Origin of the sequence: Vibrio marinisediminis (assembly GCF_014050145.1) — a bacterium.
Taxonomy (GTDB): Bacteria; Pseudomonadota; Gammaproteobacteria; order Enterobacterales; family Vibrionaceae; genus Vibrio; species Vibrio marinisediminis.
In genome coordinates, this window is the sequence record NZ_JACFYF010000002.1 from 312204 (window position 1) to 329179 (window position 16976).

16 protein-coding genes are annotated in these 16976 nt (G+C 46.3%); 13 read left to right on the plus strand and 3 right to left on the minus strand.

The annotated features are described in order from the left end of the window. Nucleotides 1-91: 91 nt before the first annotated feature. Nucleotides 92-304, minus strand: coding sequence for a transcription antiterminator/RNA stability regulator CspE (cspE, locus tag H2O73_RS05600; protein ID WP_182107463.1), 213 nt, complete (start codon nt 302-304; stop codon nt 92-94). Nucleotides 305-931: 627 nt separating this feature from the next. Between cspE and agaR the strand changes: the two genes are divergently transcribed. From agaR to H2O73_RS05645, 9 genes are all read left to right on the plus strand, one after another. Beyond that, nucleotides 932-1708 carry a transcriptional repressor AgaR gene (gene agaR, locus H2O73_RS05605; protein WP_182107464.1) on the plus strand — a complete coding sequence of 259 codons (777 nt, stop codon included), beginning with the start codon at nt 932-934 and terminating at the stop codon, nt 1706-1708. A gap of 8 nt (nt 1709-1716) precedes the next feature. Then, nucleotides 1717-3027, plus strand: coding sequence for a D-tagatose-bisphosphate aldolase, class II, non-catalytic subunit (locus H2O73_RS05610; protein ID WP_182107466.1), 1311 nt, complete (start codon nt 1717-1719; stop codon nt 3025-3027). After that, nucleotides 3024-4181 carry an SIS domain-containing protein gene (locus H2O73_RS05615; RefSeq protein WP_182107468.1) on the plus strand — a complete coding sequence of 386 codons (1158 nt, stop codon included), beginning with the start codon at nt 3024-3026 and terminating at the stop codon, nt 4179-4181. The genes H2O73_RS05610 and H2O73_RS05615 overlap by 4 nt, the downstream gene beginning before the upstream one ends. Before the next feature lie 22 nt (nt 4182-4203). After that, nucleotides 4204-4677: a PTS N-acetylgalactosamine transporter subunit IIB gene (gene agaV, locus H2O73_RS05620; RefSeq protein ID WP_182107470.1), complete on the plus strand. Its 474-nt coding sequence runs from the start codon at nt 4204-4206 to the stop codon at nt 4675-4677. 17 nt (nt 4678-4694) lie between these two features. Next, complete coding sequence (gene agaW / locus H2O73_RS05625) at nt 4695-5471, plus strand: PTS N-acetylgalactosamine transporter subunit IIC (RefSeq protein WP_182107472.1); 777 nt, start codon at nt 4695-4697, stop codon at nt 5469-5471. Next, complete coding sequence (agaE, locus tag H2O73_RS05630) at nt 5461-6345, plus strand: PTS N-acetylgalactosamine transporter subunit IID (protein ID WP_182107474.1); 885 nt, start codon at nt 5461-5463, stop codon at nt 6343-6345. The genes agaW and agaE overlap by 11 nt, the downstream gene beginning before the upstream one ends. A 75-nt stretch (nt 6346-6420) precedes the next feature. Next, entirely contained in the window at nt 6421-6861 is a 441-nt protein-coding gene (agaF, locus tag H2O73_RS05635) for a PTS galactosamine/N-acetylgalactosamine transporter subunit IIA (protein WP_182107476.1), read from the plus strand. Continuing rightward, nucleotides 6851-8089, plus strand: coding sequence for an N-acetylglucosamine-6-phosphate deacetylase (gene nagA / locus H2O73_RS05640; protein WP_182107478.1), 1239 nt, complete (start codon nt 6851-6853; stop codon nt 8087-8089). The genes agaF and nagA overlap by 11 nt, the downstream gene beginning before the upstream one ends. Further along, complete coding sequence (locus tag H2O73_RS05645) at nt 8080-8934, plus strand: tagatose bisphosphate family class II aldolase (RefSeq protein WP_182107480.1); 855 nt, start codon at nt 8080-8082, stop codon at nt 8932-8934. The genes nagA and H2O73_RS05645 overlap by 10 nt, the downstream gene beginning before the upstream one ends. Before the next feature lie 126 nt (nt 8935-9060). Here H2O73_RS05645 and H2O73_RS05650 read toward each other — a convergent pair whose 3' ends face one another. Together H2O73_RS05650 and sohB are read right to left on the minus strand one after the other, a co-directional pair. Continuing rightward, nucleotides 9061-9561: a fasciclin domain-containing protein gene (locus tag H2O73_RS05650; RefSeq protein WP_182107483.1), complete on the minus strand. Its 501-nt coding sequence runs from the start codon at nt 9559-9561 to the stop codon at nt 9061-9063. A gap of 195 nt (nt 9562-9756) precedes the next feature. Beyond that, on the minus strand, nt 9757-10818 hold the full coding sequence (gene sohB / locus H2O73_RS05655; protein ID WP_182107485.1) for a protease SohB: 1062 nt from the start codon (nt 10816-10818) through the stop codon (nt 9757-9759). A gap of 90 nt (nt 10819-10908) precedes the next feature. Between sohB and H2O73_RS05660 the strand changes: the two genes are divergently transcribed. The 4 genes from H2O73_RS05660 (at nt 10909) to H2O73_RS05675 (ending at nt 16966) form a co-directional block, all read left to right on the plus strand. Further along, complete coding sequence (locus H2O73_RS05660) at nt 10909-11652, plus strand: YciK family oxidoreductase (RefSeq protein ID WP_182107487.1); 744 nt, start codon at nt 10909-10911, stop codon at nt 11650-11652. A 120-nt stretch (nt 11653-11772) separates the two neighbouring features. After that, entirely contained in the window at nt 11773-12450 is a 678-nt protein-coding gene (gene imuA / locus H2O73_RS05665) for a translesion DNA synthesis-associated protein ImuA (protein ID WP_182107489.1), read from the plus strand. A 2-nt stretch (nt 12451-12452) separates the two neighbouring features. Continuing rightward, entirely contained in the window at nt 12453-13868 is a 1416-nt protein-coding gene (locus H2O73_RS05670) for a Y-family DNA polymerase (RefSeq protein ID WP_182107880.1), read from the plus strand. Nucleotides 13869-13882: 14 nt separating this feature from the next. Next, the gene (locus H2O73_RS05675) at nt 13883-16966 is read left to right on the plus strand and encodes an error-prone DNA polymerase (protein ID WP_182107492.1); all 3084 of its coding nucleotides are present in this window, start codon (nt 13883-13885) and stop codon (nt 16964-16966) included. The last annotated feature ends 10 nt before the right edge of the window (nt 16967-16976 follow it).

The following is a 16976-nucleotide window of genomic DNA, read 5'->3' on the forward strand; positions in this document are numbered from 1 at the left end:
TGGGTAAACAGAAAGGTTTGAAATTAGAAGGCTTAGGTTATCGATAAGAGAGACGCAAACTAGACAATGCTAGTCTGCGTCAATCAAAAAGTTATGCAGGAACTACGTTAGCAGCCTGTAGACCTTTTGGACCTTGCTCAATTTCAAAAGACACTTTTTGGCCTTCTGCAAGAGTCTTGAAACCTTCTGAAGCGATAGCACGGAAGTGTACAAATACGTCTGCACCGCCGTTATCTTGAGAAATGAAGCCGAAACCTTTCTCTTCATTAAACCACTTTACAGTACCTGTAGATTTATTAGACATGTAATGCCCCTTTTGAATTTAATTGATAACTACTATAGCTATATAAAAATAGCCATATAAAAAACTGTGCGCGGAATTATTTAATTTTACGATGAAGCGAAGGGAAAAACAGAGGTTTACAATGAAGAAATTTTCTGAAGACTTACTTTACTAACAAACTTTAAATAACTCTACCTAACAGAGTTTCAACACATCATACACCTTTGAATACGTTTGTAAACTACTACGTACCATAATATTTACCGATCGAATCACAACCAAGCAGAACTTTTATAAACCGGATTCCCCACGAATGCCGCTGTTATCGACCTTCCATTTGTCATTTTGTGATCTAGGTCATCTCACAATCCGAAACCCATTCAATTGAGTGCATTTCAACCACTCTTTCATTCTCTCATCATTCAAAGCCAATGTTCATGCCTATCTTGATTCGAAAGTGCCACTTTCAATTGAAAGCAAATACTTTCACTTATCAGTAAACGAAAGGTTTTTTAGTACAAAAACGAAAGGCATTCGAGTGTGATCTAGCTTTCACATTTCCTTCTCTGAGCCTGCTTTAATACCAATCAAAAGAAATCGAAACATTTCAACATTAAAAATGAAATGCAACGAAAGAGGATTCGGTCAATGACGAGTGCAGAACGAAGACAACAAATCATGGCGCATATTCGCACCCATGGTTCTGGCAAAGTAGATGAGTTTGCTCATCACTATAATGTCTCTACTGTGACTATACGTCATGATCTCAACTTGCTTGAGAAAGAAGGCTGTGTATTTCGTTGTTACGGCGGTGCCACACTCAACCCTAACTTCGCTTTCGACCAACCTCTTTACCGAAAAGATCAACTAAACCGCAGTGCAAAACAAAGCATTGCCCAAGCCGCCGCTAAGTTAGTCAATGATGGTGAAGCCATCATCTTAGATTCAGGCACTACCATCGGCTTAATGCCTCAATATCTCGCAAACAAACAACAACTGGTCGTAATGACCAACGCCCTCAACACTGCTTACCAACTGAGCAACATCGAAAGTATCGATTTACACGTTGTTGGTGGCAGTTTACGTCGCGCTTCATGCTCACTGATTGGGCACCACGGTGAACAACAAATCCGCTCGTATCTATTCGACAAGCTGTTTTTGGGCGTAGATGGCTTCGATCTACAAGCTGGCATCACCACACCTGACAACTATGAAGCTCAGGTTAACCGAGCAATGTGCGATGTGGCTCGTCAAGTTATCGCTGTTACTGACTCAAGCAAATTTGGGCGCAAAAGCTTTTGCATGATCCGAGCGGCAAATCAAATCGATGTGTTAGTGACCGATAGCAATATCCCTCACGCCACACACCAAGCGCTGATTGAAATGGGCGTTGAAGTCATCCTCGCCGACCAAACTGTTAACTAGGAATCATCATGAAATCGTTACTTGCTCTCATCGAACAACACAAGCTAGGAAGCGCTACCGGAATCTATTCGGTCTGTTCTGCGCATCCTCTGGTTCTTGAAGCGGCAATCAAACAAGCGGCACAAGACAACCAACTTGTACTGATTGAAGCAACATCAAACCAAGTCAATCAGTTCGGTGGGTACACTGGTATGACGCCAAAAGATTTTGCCCAGCACGTCTTTTCACTGGCGCAACGTTTAGGCTTTCCAGCAGAGCACATTGTTCTTGGCGGTGACCATTTAGGTCCAAACTGCTGGCAACATCTGAGCGTGACAGAAGCAATGGAATATTCCGCACAGATGATCCACGACTACGTTTGTGCTGGTTTTAAAAAAATTCATCTAGATTGCTCGATGCCTTGTAAAGACGAGCAATCGCCACTGAGTGAAGCCGTTATGGCAGAGCGCGCTGCGCAACTTTGCTTAGTAGCAGAAAATGCATGGAAGATGGTGGGTGGCGAGTCCCCTGTTTATGTCATCGGCACCGAAGTACCCACTCCGGGAGGCGCACTTGAATCTTTAGAAGATGAAGGTATTGAAGTGACTAAACCGCAAGAAGCGTTAGCCACTTTAGATGCCCATCATCAAGCATTTAGCGATATGGGCTTAGGTTATGTATGGCCTCGCGTGATTGGACTTGTTGTTCAACCTGGCGTTGAGTTTGACCACCACAGTGTTCACCACTACAACAGTGACGAAGCGCAATCATTAGGTCAACTTATCGAGAGCCAACCAAACCTTGTTTTTGAAGCGCATTCCACTGATTACCAAAACCCAATCGCATACCACCAATTGGTCGCTGATCACTTTGCCATTTTGAAAGTCGGACCGGCGTTAACTTTCGCCCTGCGAGAGGCGCTTTATGGGCTAGATCGCGCAGAGAAAGAATGGCTGGGTACGCATCACGCATCACACCTACGTGACACCATTGAACAGGTGATGCACGAGCAACCAAATTACTGGCGTTCACACTACTCAAGCAAAGGGCATCAGCAATACCTTGATTGCAGTTACAGCTTGAGTGATCGCATTCGTTATTACTGGACTCATCCAGAAGTAAAAGCGGCGCAGCAAGCTCTGTTTGACAACCTAACTGCCAAGCCGTTGCCAGTGACTCTCCTTAGCCAATATTTACCGAACCAAGCTAAGGCTATTTCTCAACATCAAATTCAGAATCAACCCGCTGATATTGTCATGCACAAGATTATGGAAGTGACCGAAGTCTATTCCCAAGCTTGTTATGCCAACACAGTGGCTCGCAAGGAGACTATCAAATGAGTTCGTTTTTAGGCTATGAGTTACCGTGGCTAGAACAGCACAACGGCGTTCACACTGCTCAGGAAATCAGCCACCAGCCTCGTTTATGGCGTGCTCTTTCCACCATCTTGGAGCAGCAATACGATACGGTTAGCGCCTTTCTTAACCCGCTATTAGCTCGACAAGATTTACGCATCATCTTAACGGGTGCTGGTACATCGGCGTTTGTTGGCGATGCCGCTGCGCCCTTTATTCAAGCGGGGTTACGCTTTCAAGTAGAGGCTATTCCAACCACCGATTTGGTTTCAAACCCAGAGCAATACTTGGATCCGAGCCGCCCGACACTGCTTGTCTCTTATGCGCGCTCAGGTAACAGCCCTGAGAGTGTTGCAGCCGTCGCTTTAGTCGATCAACTGATCCCTGATTGCCACCACTTATTTTTAACTTGTAACGCAGAAGGTGAGCTTTCCCGCTACGCGAAAGTGGCGCAAAACGCTTATTGCATGCTAATGCCAGAAGGCTCAAACGATAAGAGCTTTGCCATGACATCAAGCTTCAGCTGCATGTTGATGTCAACGCTAACACTCCTGGGCGGTCAAACACCAAAGCAATGGCATGCTCAAATTGAAGCAACTGCCGCACTGTGCGAAGCCAAATTAGAGCAATGGCAACAAGCGATTAAAGCGTTGGCAGAGCAACCTTATCAGCGCTTAATCGTACTCGGCAGCGGCGGTTTTGCTGGTCTTGCTCGCGAAGCTTCTTTGAAATCATTAGAACTCAGCGCCGGTGAAGTGATGACCGCATTCGACTCGTCACTTGGCTTCCGCCACGGTCCTAAATTCACCATTAATGACCAAGCACTCGTTATTCAATTGCTTTCGAGTGATAGCTATACCCGCCAATACGACATGGATCTCTTCAATGAAATCCGTCGAGACAAGCAAACGCTCGCTCATGTGGCGATCACTGAGGTTGCCCTCAACGAAGAAGATGTCTTCGAGCTTGGTCAACTTGGTCTTGGCGACCAATGGCTCTGCTTCCCATACATTTTATTCTGCCAAATGCTGGCATTTGAGAAATCACTTCAGCTGGGCTTTGGACCAGACAATCCATGCCCAACGGGCGAAGTAAACCGAGTGGTGCAAGGCGTCACCATCTACCCACTTAACAAATAAAGAATCTTATAAGGAATTGACCATGCCAAATATCGTTTTAAGTCGAATTGATGAGCGCCTTGTCCACGGACAAGTGGGTGTGCAGTGGGTAGGTTTTGCTAACGCCAATATCGTCGTTGTGGTTAACGACGAAGTGGCTGAAGACACGATTCAGCAGAACCTAATGGAAATGGTACTTGCCGATGGCATTGCAATCCGTTTTTGGACGGTACAAAAAACCATCGACACCATCCATAAAGCGGCTGATCGCCAACGCATTCTATTGGTTTGTCGTACACCAAAAGACTTCCGTCAATTGGTGGAAGGCGGCGTACCAATTAGCAATATCAACGTAGGTAACATGCACTACGTGGAAGGAAAGAAACAAATTGCCAAAACGGTTTCAGTTGATGCTGAAGACGTAGCGGAATTTGAACAACTAAAAGCGCTAGGAGTGACATGCACCCTTCAAGGTGTACCGACTGAAAGCGCCACTGACCTCTTTACTCTTATCTAATAATAAGGACACCAATCATGGAAATAGGACTCTTACAGGCGTTGATGCTCGGCATCCTAGCCTTCTTTGCTGGCCTAGATTTATTCAACGGTCTCACTCACTTCCACCGCCCTGTGGTACTTGGTCCGCTTGTTGGTCTAATTTTAGGCGACTTGCAAACCGGTATCTTAGTCGGCGGTACGCTAGAACTGATTTGGATGGGTCTTGCACCTCTTGCAGGTGCTCAGCCACCAAACGTCATCATCGGTACTATCGTCGGTACGGCTTTCGCTATCACCACCAAAGTTGAGCCTAATGTCGCGGTTGGTGTCGCTGTACCTTTTGCGGTCGCAGTACAAATGGGTATCACCCTACTCTTCTCTGCAATGTCAGCGGTTATGTCTAAGTGTGATGAGTACGCACAGGACGCCGATACCAAAGGTATTGAACGCGTTAACTACACAGCATTGGCTGTACTGGGTACTTTCTACTTCTTATGCGCATTCTTACCAGTCTACCTTGGTGCTGAACACGCAGGAAAGATGGTTGAAATCCTACCGAAAGATCTTATCGACGGTCTAGGTGTCGCGGGTGGCATCATGCCTGCTATCGGTTTTGCTGTACTGATGAAGATCATGATGAAAAATGCCTACATCCCGTACTTCATTCTTGGTTTCGTAGCCGCAGCATGGATAGAACTACCAATCCTCGCTATTGCTGCTGCAGCCACGGCTATGGCCATCATCGACTTTATGCGCAAAACCGAACCAACACCTGTAACTGCACCAGCTGAGGACTTTGAAGATGGAATCTAATGTAAGTAACGAACTCGACCTCCGTAGCCAAAACGCTGACGTGCAACCAGCTCCAGGCGTGGCTCAAGATGAATATGAGAATAAGGAAATTGGCGCAGAGCTAACCAAAGCGGACATCAACCGCATGGCATGGCGCTCACTATTGCTCCAAGCATCTTTCAACTACGAACGTATGCAGGCTTCTGGCTGGCTGTATGGCTTACTCCCTGCACTGAAAAAAATTCACACCAATAAAGCTGACCTATCTAAGGCAATGCAAGGTCACATGGGCTTCTTCAATACCCACCCATTCTTGGTGACATTTGTTATGGGTATCGTACTGGCGATGGAACGTTCAAAACAGAACATCAACAGTATTCAAAGTACCAAGATTGCAGTTGGTGCACCTATGGGTGGTATCGGTGACGCGATGTTCTGGCTAACCCTACTCCCTATCTGTGGTGGTATCGGTGCTGACCTTGCGTTGCAAGGCTCAATCATGGGCGCTGTGTTCTTCATCGTACTGTTTAACGTTGTTCACTTTGGTCTGCGCTTTGGTTTGGCGCACTACGCCTACCGTATGGGTGTTGCCGCTATCCCAGTGATCAAGGCCAACACTAAGAAGGTCGGTCACGCCGCTTCAATGGTTGGTATGACGGTTATCGGTGCACTTGTTGCAACCTATGTTCGTCTATCAACGACTGCTGAAATCACCGCTGGTGACGCTGTAGTAAAACTGCAAGCAGACGTTATCGACAAGCTTATGCCTGCGTTCTTACCACTGGTTTACACCTTAACTATGTACGCACTCGTGAAACGCGGTTGGAGCCCTCTAAAACTGATTGGTATTACCGTAGTACTTGGGGTTGCCGGACGCTTTATGGGCTTCCTATAAGCACCATTATTTATACACACCATTCTCCAGACTATAACAACGGGGCTAGTTCGCTAGCCCCATAAGGAAACAGACATGATTGCAGTAATTTTATCTGGCCATGGTGGCTTCGCTTCAGGTCTTGCGAAAGCGGTTCACCAAGTGATTGGCGAGCAAGATCAATTTAAATTTATCGACTTTCCAGAAGAGATGACTACGCCACAACTCGAAGTAGCGATGCGCAGTGCCATTGCCGACATCGACTCAGGAGAAGGGATTGTTTTCTTAACCGACCTGCTAGGTGGTACGCCATTTCGCACCGCATCATTACTCAGCCAAGAGCGTGATGATATTCAAGTCGTTACGGGCACCAATATGCAAATGGCAGCGGAAATGTTGCTAGAACGAGATGAACTCAATCTGATTGAATTTCGTGACCAAGCGGTCGAATGTGGACACCGCGGGATCACCTCTTTAGCCGCTGAAATGGCAGCTAAAGAACAACAAACAGCTGTGGTAGAAGATGATGGAATCTAACCAAAACCGCGCTAATCAACATAGCTCCAGTCAACATAGCTCCAGTCAACATAGCTACCGCGCTCAACGAGTGCTGCATGGTGAGACATGGCTTGATGATGCGCTGATCACTATAGATAGCGACGGTATCATTGCTGCGATTGAAAAATTTGATGCGACTCAGCATGCGAACTTTATTGATTTAGGCAAGGTCAACCTACTACCGGGTATGGTCGATACCCACGTACATGGTGCAAAAGGCTGTGATGTCATGGATGCCAGCCACGAAAGCTTAGACACCATGTCACGCTTTTTCGCTAGTTTAGGCGTAACAGCGTTTGTTCCAACAACCATCACCGCACCCGTTGCCAAAGTGCGCGCTGCACTGCAACAAGTAGGCAAAAGTAAACAACATGGTGTTGAAGGCGCCGAGATCCTTGGTGCGTATTTAGAAGGTCCCTACTTCACTGAAAAGCACAAAGGCGCACAACCCACCAAATGGTTCCGCGACCTGTCTGTTGAAGAGCTTGATGATTGGATTTCGTATTGTGATAACAACTTGATCACTGTGGCGCTGGCTCCAGAAAAAGCTGGGGCAATTGATGCGATTCGTCATCTATGCAAGCAAGGTATCAAGGTAACGCTTGGGCATAGCGATGCCAGTTATGAACAAGTAAAACAGGCGTTCGATGCTGGCGCAAGCGGTGTTGTGCACTGCTACAACGGTATGCGTGGTTTGCACCACCGAGACCCCGGAGTTGTCGGTGCAGGTCTCACTCACCCCAACTGCTATGTCGAAATGATTGCCGATGGTCACCACGTACACCCTGCGGCTATTGATGTTGCTCACCGCTGTAGTGGCTCTCGCTTGACTTTGATCACCGATGCAATGAGTGCTACTGGCATGCCTGACGGTGAATATACCCTCGGCGAATATACCGTGCACATGAAAGACGGCGTAGTTACCACCGATGCGGGTGGATTAGCCGGTAGCACGCTCACGTTGCTCACCGCAGTGAAGAACATTCAACAATGGCTCAACTTACCGCTAGAGCAAGCGTGGCTAATGGCCTCTTTAGCGCCAGCGCAATCGCTGGGCTTACAACATCAAATCGGCACTTTAGAAGTGGGCAAACGTGCTTCCATGGTGGCCGTCAAATCAGATTTCTCAATTGAAAAAACTTGGGTTAATGGACGTCTTATTTTTAAGGCTGAATCAGTACCAAGTCAGGAGGCTTTATGTATCTAATCTCTTCTCGTGAAATGCTTAAACGTGCTCAGCAAGGTGGCTACGCGGTTCCTGCATTCAATATTCATAACCTAGAAACGGTGCAAGTCATTGTCGAAACAGCATCAGAGATGGGTTCTCCTGTTATTTTGGCTGGTACGCCGGGTACATATGATTATGCCGGTACCGATTACTTGATCAGCATCTGTAAAGAAGCGGCGCACAAACATTCAATTCCATTGGTACTGCACCTTGATCACCATGAAGACTTGCAAGATATTCGCAACAAAGTAGAGCACGGCATTCGCTCTGTGATGATTGATGGTTCACACCACGCTTTTGATCAGAATATCGAAATCGTTCGTTCAGTGGTTCAATACTGCAACCGTTTTGACGCCAGTGTTGAAGCCGAGCTTGGTCGCTTAGGCGGGCAAGAAGATGATCTTATCGTTGATAGCGCCGACGCACTGATGACTGATCCAGCATCCGCGGCTGAATTCGTTCGTCGAACAGGCATTGATTCACTCGCGGTCGCCATTGGTACGGCTCACGGCTTATACAAAGCAGAGCCAAAACTAGACTTTGCCCGCCTAGAGAAGATCCGCTCGGTGGTTGATATTCCGCTGGTACTACATGGCGCGTCGGGCGTGCCTGATGAGATGGTTCGTCGCTGTATTGATTTAGGCGTATGTAAAGTTAACGTGGCAACAGAGCTGAAAATTGCTTTCTCAAATGCAGTGAAACAGCACTTTGCTGAGCACCCAGATGCTAATGACCCACGTAAATACATCACTCCGGGTAAAGCAGCGATGAAACAAGTGGTGATGGACAAGATCCGCATGTGTGGTAGCGAAGGCAAACTTTAATTATTCCTAACATCCCCAAACGTCCATTTATGGTCATGCGGGGTTAACACCCACCCCCTATTTCCGGTGTTATTTTAGGGAGCCTCTAGTCAAGGCTCCCTTTTTTTCTATCTTTGGGTACCTTCACTACTTGGGCATAATGACGGTATCAATTACGTGAATGACCCCATTACTGGCTTTGACATCAGTAGCAATAACTTGGGCGTTATTTACCATCACTTTGTTGTCTTTTACCGCAATCATCACGTCTTGACCTTGCACGGTTTTCGCTTTATCCAGTTTCACCACGTCTGCTGCCATCACTTCTCCTAGCACCACATGATAAGTCAAAATGGCAACCAACTTATCTTTGTTCTCTGGTTTTAACAGCATCTCTACTGTGCCATCTGGCAATTTTGCAAATGCGTCATCCGTTGGGGCAAATACCGTAAAAGGACCTTCACTTTTGAGCGTATCCACTAGCCCTGCAGCTTTGACAGCGGCAACAAGAGTGGTGAAAGAGCCATTCTCAACGGCAACGTCGACAATATCGCCTTTGTCCATGCCATGATCACCTGCTTTAACAGGCGACAACATAACTAATGTACTGAACATGACAGTGATAATAATTAAGATGCGTTTGAACATAATACCTTCCTCTGTATTAACTTAGGCAAGCGAGTGTTTACTCTGCTAATCGGTGTTGTTTACGCAAGTTTTCTTTGCCTAGATCAAACCCGAATGCTCAGAAGATAAAAAAGGTTTTATGTGAGGAATAAAAAATGCAGTGCGAGTTCACCACTCAGCACTGCATTATATGTTGCCATTACAATCAATTAGCGATTAAACGATTGGACGTTGACCACGGTCGATCAATTTCATCAATACATTGTCAGCCGCTTCGCCCATTAGCGCTGCAAGCTTAGAGGTGATTTTTTTCTTCTCTACGTAATGAATCGCCAATACCGTTTTGTCTTTACAAGCTTCAACCACAATGTCATCTGAGGTTTTAATTTCGTCAACTAAACCAAGGTTAAAAGCTTGAGTTCCAAACCAGTGCTCACCCGTTGCCACTTTTTCTAGATCAAGCTCTGGGCGGTGATCACGAATAAAGTCTTTAAACAACACATGAGTTTCTTCAAGCTCTTCTTTAAACTTCTCACGAGCTTTATCGGTATTTTCACCAAACATAGTGAGCGTGCGTTTGTACTCGCCCGCTGTCAGTTGCTCATATTCTATATCGTATTTTTTCAGCACTTTATTGAAGTTTGGTAACTGAGCAATAACACCAATCGAGCCAACAATCGCAAACGGAGCAGAAACGATTTTATCTGCGATACATGCCATCATGTAGCCGCCACTGGCCGCCACTTTATCCACGGAAATCGTCAGTGGTAAGCCTGCGGATTTCAAGCGATCAAGTTGTGATGAAGCCAAACCATAGCCATGGACCATACCACCACCCGATTCAAGGCGAAGCAACACTTCATCCCCTTCACGAGCAACCGCTAAAATTGCGGTCACTTCTTCACGCAGTGACGCCACTTCTTTTGCATCGATGCTGCCTTTGAAATCCAGTACAAACAGGTGTGCTTCACGCTTGCTTTCAAGTTCACCCTCTTTCGCTGCTTTTTTGATCTCTTTTTCGCGTGCTTTATTTTTTTCTTTCTCGTCTTTCTTTTCGGCTTTATCACGTGCTTTTAGAAATGCATCATCATGCAAATGATGTTCTAGTTGCTCAACGGTTTGTTTATGCTGCTCGGTAAGGTTGGTAATTTCCAACTCACCTTTTGCCGCGCCGCTTTTACCACCAACACTTTTAGCAACAATTAAAATCGCAACCAATGCGACTACCACAGTCACAATCTTGGCTAAAAATAGCCCGTAGTCCAACAAAAATTCCAAGCTGAATATCCTCTCAATGTGCGAATTGGTGTATTGTAACCATCTTGTCACGAAGACTAAAAGTAGTTCATTACAATAAGGAAGCATAGCGTGGATTATTCAGTTGCTGATAACGCCCTAAAAGACAAAGTCATTCTCGTTACTGGTGCAGGTTCTGGCATTGGTAAACAAGCCGCTATCAGTTTTGCGGAGCACGGTGCAACCGTGATTTTACTTGGACGTACAGTAAAAAAACTGGAACAAACCTACGATGAGATTGAAGCGGCCGGCTATGCTCAACCCGCTATTATTCCGCTCGATATGAAAGGGGCGACTAAACAGAACTACTTAGACATGGTTGATACCATTGAAAGCCAGTTCGGTCGTCTTGATGGCGTACTCCACAATGCGGGACTGTTAGGCGTGATTAGCCCATTTGATCAAATTGGTGAAGATAGCTACGACGACGTCATGCAAGTGAATGTCAAAGCACAATTCCTAATGTCGCAAGCCGTCTTACCACTACTGCACAAATCACCTGATGCGCGTATTGTTTTCACTTCTTCTACCGTGGGTCATGTTGGTCGTGCTTTTTGGGGCACGTACGCCATTTCAAAATTTGCAACTGAAGGCATGATGCAAGTGTTAGCTGATGAGCTAAGCGATAGTACGATTCGCGTTAATGCGATTAACCCAGGTGGTACTCGTACTGGTATGCGCGCTAAAGCTTACCCTGCAGAAGACACGGATTTGCTGAAAACACCACTGGACATTATGCCACTGTATCTCTATTTGATGGCTCCAGAAGGCAGAGAAATCCACGGGCAATGTATTGATGCCCAACCCAAAAAATAATTCCCATTACATCAACGCCTTGTGACTTCACAAGGCGTTTTTCTTTGTGCTAGCTATTGCCGTGTTTACAAGATAATTTATACTGTATAAATATACAGGTTAATTAATTGACAGCAGCCTATGTACGAAGTGATTGAACACCTCAAACAGAAACAGTGGTTATGGCAAGGCACAGCCCAACACCACCCTTTAGATACCCACTCAACTGGCTTTCCACTATTAGACAGCAAACTAGAAGGTGGTTTTCCTAAATACGGGGTGGTTGAACTACAAAGTGACTCTGGGATTGGTGAATTAAGACTACTACTGCCCCATTTACTTGCCAGCAGTGAAGAGCGCATGAGCGTGTTTATTCAGCCTCCCGGTTACCTATGCGCCGAAATGCTTGCTGAGCAAGGATTCGACCTAAATCAAATTCTACTTATCTACCCTGACAACCCACAACATGCTTTATGGGCGGCAGAGCAATGCCTGAAAAGTGGAGCTTGCAGCAACGTGTTGTTATGGCAATCTGACTTGGAAGTCCACCAAGCACGCCGTTTACAAGTCGCCAGTGAAACCGGTCATTGCTTGCACTTTTTATTTAAGCAAGCACAAGCGCATCTATTTTCACTGCCTGTTAGCCTTTGTATGCGTTTAGAGCCGCATAACTATGGGCTGAATGTGACCATCACCAAACGCAAAGGCGGCTGGGTGCACGGGAGCTTTGTGCTTGATATGCGCTCTCGTTGGTCTCAGTTGACTGTAGAACAAGCTGATCCTGTGGTGATCCCTTTTCCGCTGCGTAAGCAAGGCTAATGATGCAGTTATGGCTCTATCTACATTTTCCAACCTTACAGTTGGACGCGCTGTTTTCAGAAACATCGCTTTCTCATCTAGCCGAACAACCTATTGTTATCGTCGACGGGCAACATTTCCAGATCGTGCAAGCGAATCAACACGCTTTAAAACTTGGTATCCAACTGGGTATGGGGTTAGGCAGTGCCAGTGCACTTTGCCATGAGTTACAAGTGCATCCTTACCAACAAAAACTAGAGCAACAAACCCTGACCGATATTGCGCAATGGCTCTATCTTGTCACCTCCGATATTGTGCTACTTCCGCCACAGGGAATCTTGCTTAAAGTGAGCGATATGCTTTGTCTCTATGGTGGTATAGAAGCTTATTGGCAAGCGTTATCAATACACCTTGATAAACTGGGTTATCAATACGCTTTTTCTACTGGGTTTTCTCCATATTCAGCGATGTTACTCGCTAAATCGGCGACGATGTTGATATCAGATGATAAAGATAAATTGATGAACATTATCCGCCCTTATGCGCTCACTCAAACTGAGTTAGCAGCAAAACAAATCGCGGCATTGCAACGCGTTGGGGTGAATACATTAGATGATTTACTCAGCTTACCAATGGCAGAGTTAGCACGCCGATTTGATATCGATTTGGTCAATTATGTCGGTCGACTATTAGGGCAATTCAAACACCCCGTCGACTTTTATCACCCGCCAGAAAAATTCCACAGTTACCTAGAGTTACTGTATGAGATTGAAAATGTTCAATGGCTGGAAAGACCGCTTAAAAAGTTGCTTGAACGGTTAGAGTTATTTTTAACTTTACGTAATCATGTTGCCTACGAACTGACTCTGCAACTCCACCAACGAGACAATCAAACCAGCTATATTCACTTTACCTCGGCCAGTGGTGATTATACGTCCAAACAGTGGCTAAAGCTGTGCCAACTGACTTTGGAATCAATCAAGCTCGAAGCGCCCGTACAAGGTTTAACGCTGGCGATAGAACGTGGAGGCCTGCTAGATGCCAGTAGCCGTGATATGTTTAATGGACCACAAGGCACACAAACATCGCTTGAACTGATTGGTTTTCTGCAAGCAAAACTGGGCAAAGACAAGGTCCACAAAATCACGCTAAGTAATGATCCTCGCCCAGAAAAAGCAACTCAACTGTGTGACGCTAGTTTGGTCATTTCACCAAGGAAAACAGCCAGTCGCTGCCGACCAAGCTTTCTTTTGCCGATTCCGCAACTTTTACAAGAGAAAGTCTCGATTGTTCAAGGTCCGGAGCGCTTTGTCACCGGCTGGTGGGATGGCAACGATATTACACGTGACTACTTCATTGCTCGCAGCAATAAAGGCCGCTGGCTCTGGATCTTTCGCAACCAAGACAAGCAGTGGTTTCTCCACGGGCAATTTAGTTAAACGGAGAAAAGACCATGTCGTACGCAGAGCTTTTTTGTCAAAGTAACTTCTCATTTTTGACCGGCGCTTCCCATGCAGAAGAGCTAATACTACAAGCCGATTTTCTTCGCTACCGTGCACTCGCGATTACCGATGAGTGTTCCGTTGCCGGTGTGGTTCGCGCCCATACCGCAATCAAAAACCACCAGCTCGGCATAAAGCTTATTATTGGCAGTATGTTTTGGCTCAACGACGAGTGCCAAGTCGTTTTAGTGTGCCCTAACAGACAAGCGTATGCGGAATTATGCCGTGTTATCACGAATGCGAGGCGTCGCTCCGAAAAAGGTCATTACCAGCTCTCTGAGTGGGATTTAATGTCGATCCGCCATTGCTTCATCCTTTGGCTGCCAACCCATCAAGAAGAAGACCGCAAATGGGGACAATGGCTCTACCAGCATCACCAGTCACGCTTATGGCTTGCTGTTCAGCGCCACCTAAAGTCTGATGATTCACTCTACCTTAGGTACTGTGAATCATTAGCCGGTGAATTGCAGTTACCCATTACGGCTTGCGGTGGCGTACTGATGCACACGGCGACTCGTTTACCCTTGCAGCATACTCTTACCGCGATTAAACACGGTGCCAGTGTCGATAGCATCGGCAGCCACCTTCTGGTCAATACCGAGCGCTCACTACGTAGTATCGATAAACTCAATAAGCTGTTTAAACCTCAATGGTTACAAGAGAGTGTACAGATTGCGCAGCGCTGTACGTTCAGCCTTAGTGAACTGAAATACGAATACCCAAGCGAGCTGATCCCTGATGGTGAAACACCAATGAGCTTCCTACGTAAGCTCGTCGTTTATGGCAAGCAGCAGCGCTTTCCTGATGGTGTACCCGAAGATATCGAACAGACGATTGAAAAAGAACTGACACTCATTGAGGAGCTAAATTACCCGTTTTATTTTCTGACCATTCATGACATTGTGATGTTCGCTAAACGCAGCCAGATCCTCTACCAAGGTCGGGGATCCGCTGCAAATTCGGTGGTGTGTTATTGCTTAGAGATCACCTCGGTTGACCCACGCCAGATTTCAGTGTTGTTCGAGCGTTTTATCAGCAAAGAGCGCGATGAGCCACCCGATATCGATGTTGATTTTGAGCATCAACGCCGCGAAGAAGTCATTCAATACATCTACCAAAAGTATGGTCGTGAACGTGCCGCCTTAGCCGCAACGGTGATCTCCTACCGCTTTAAAAGTGCGGTACGTGATGTGGGTAAAGCGCTAGGCATCGAAGAGAGCCAACTCGATTACTTCATCAAGCATGTCAATCGACGTGATAGCGCTCAAGGTTGGCAAGCGCAAATCGTACAATTGGGCATAGATCCAAACTCACTCAAAGGTGAGCAGTTTATCCAGCTAGTGAATGAGATCATCGGCTTCCCTCGCCATCTATCTCAGCATGTTGGCGGCTTTGTGATCTCATCTGGTCCTTTATATGAACTGGTGCCCGTTGAAAATGCCTCAATGCCGGATCGCACGGTAATTCAATGGGACAAAGATGATCTAGAAAGCTTAGCGCTGCTTAAAGTGGATGTATTAGCTCTTGGCATGCTCAGTGCGATTCGCAAATGCTTTGAGCTCGTCAAACGCTTTCATGGCGAGTCATTGAGCATTGCCGAAATCACGCGTCGCCAAGATGACGCTAATGTTTACGGCATGATCCAACGCGCGGATACGGTTGGCGTATTCCAAATTGAATCTCGCGCGCAAATGAGCATGCTGCCAAGGTTAAAACCTGCCAGCTACTACGATTTAGTGATCCAAATAGCCATTGTTCGTCCCGGTCCCATTCAAGGCGATATGGTGCACCCTTTCTTAAAACGCCGTAATGGTGAGGAAGCGACGACCTACCCTTCCGAAGAGGTAAAACAAGTGCTTGAACGCACCATGGGCGTACCTATTTTCCAAGAACAGGTGATCAAGCTCGCGATGGTCGCCGCTGGGTTTAGCGGTGGTGAAGCGGATCAGTTACGCCGCGCCATGGCTGCTTGGAAAAAAAATGGCGATTTAATAAAATTTAGAAGCAAGCTCATCGAAGGCATGCTTAACCGTGGCTATGAAGCGGAATTTGCTGAACGAATATTTGACCAAATTCTTGGCTTCGGTGAATACGGCTTCCCTGAAAGCCACTCGGCGTCCTTCGCTGTGCTCGCCTATTGCTCTGCATGGCTTAAATTCTATTATCCTGAGGCGTTCTATACTTCTCTGCTTAATAGCTTGCCTATGGGCTTCTACAGCGCCTCACAGCTAATACAAGATGCTAAGCGTCATGGGCTAACTGTCATGCCAGTCTGTGTTAACCACTCACTGTACGATCATCAAGTCGTGGGCATACAAAATGGTTTAGCGATTCAACTCGGTTTTCGGCAAATAAAAGGGTTAAGTAAAGAAAGTAGTGAAAAGCTGGTTCGTGTTCGTGGCACCCATGGCTTTCAGCATCCACACCAACTTAAACACATTGGTCTAAACAGGCGCGATATTGAATTATTGGCATCGGCAAATGCTATGCAGGCTATTGCGAATAATCGCTACCAAGCACGCTGGGCAATGATGGACTCACTTTCCGATTTGCCACTTTTCCAAACATTAGAAGATCAAAGCAGTCCTGCTATGCGTTCGCCAATCAGCGCGCCAACTGACGTGCAAACACTGTTAGAAGATTATGCGGCTACTGGTCTGTCTCTGACCCAGCACCCAATTAACCTATTAGACAAAGCCGGGATATTGGGACGCTTTACTCGTATGAATCAACTGTACACCAAAGCGCACAAGTCTTTGGTGACCGTCGTCGGTGTGGTCACCGGACGACAATCTCCCGGTACCGCGGCTGGCGTTACCTTCTTCACCTTGGAAGATGATACCGGCAATATCAATGTCGTCGTTTGGCGAGCAACGGCAAGAGCACAACAGCAAGCCTACTTAACAGCAAAGATACTACGCGTAAAAGGGATTTTAGAACGAGAGGGAGAGGTGACACATGTGATCGCAGGGAAATTAGAAGACCTAACGGATACACTAACAGGGTTGCACAGTAAATCGCGCGACTTTCATTAACTCGTTATCT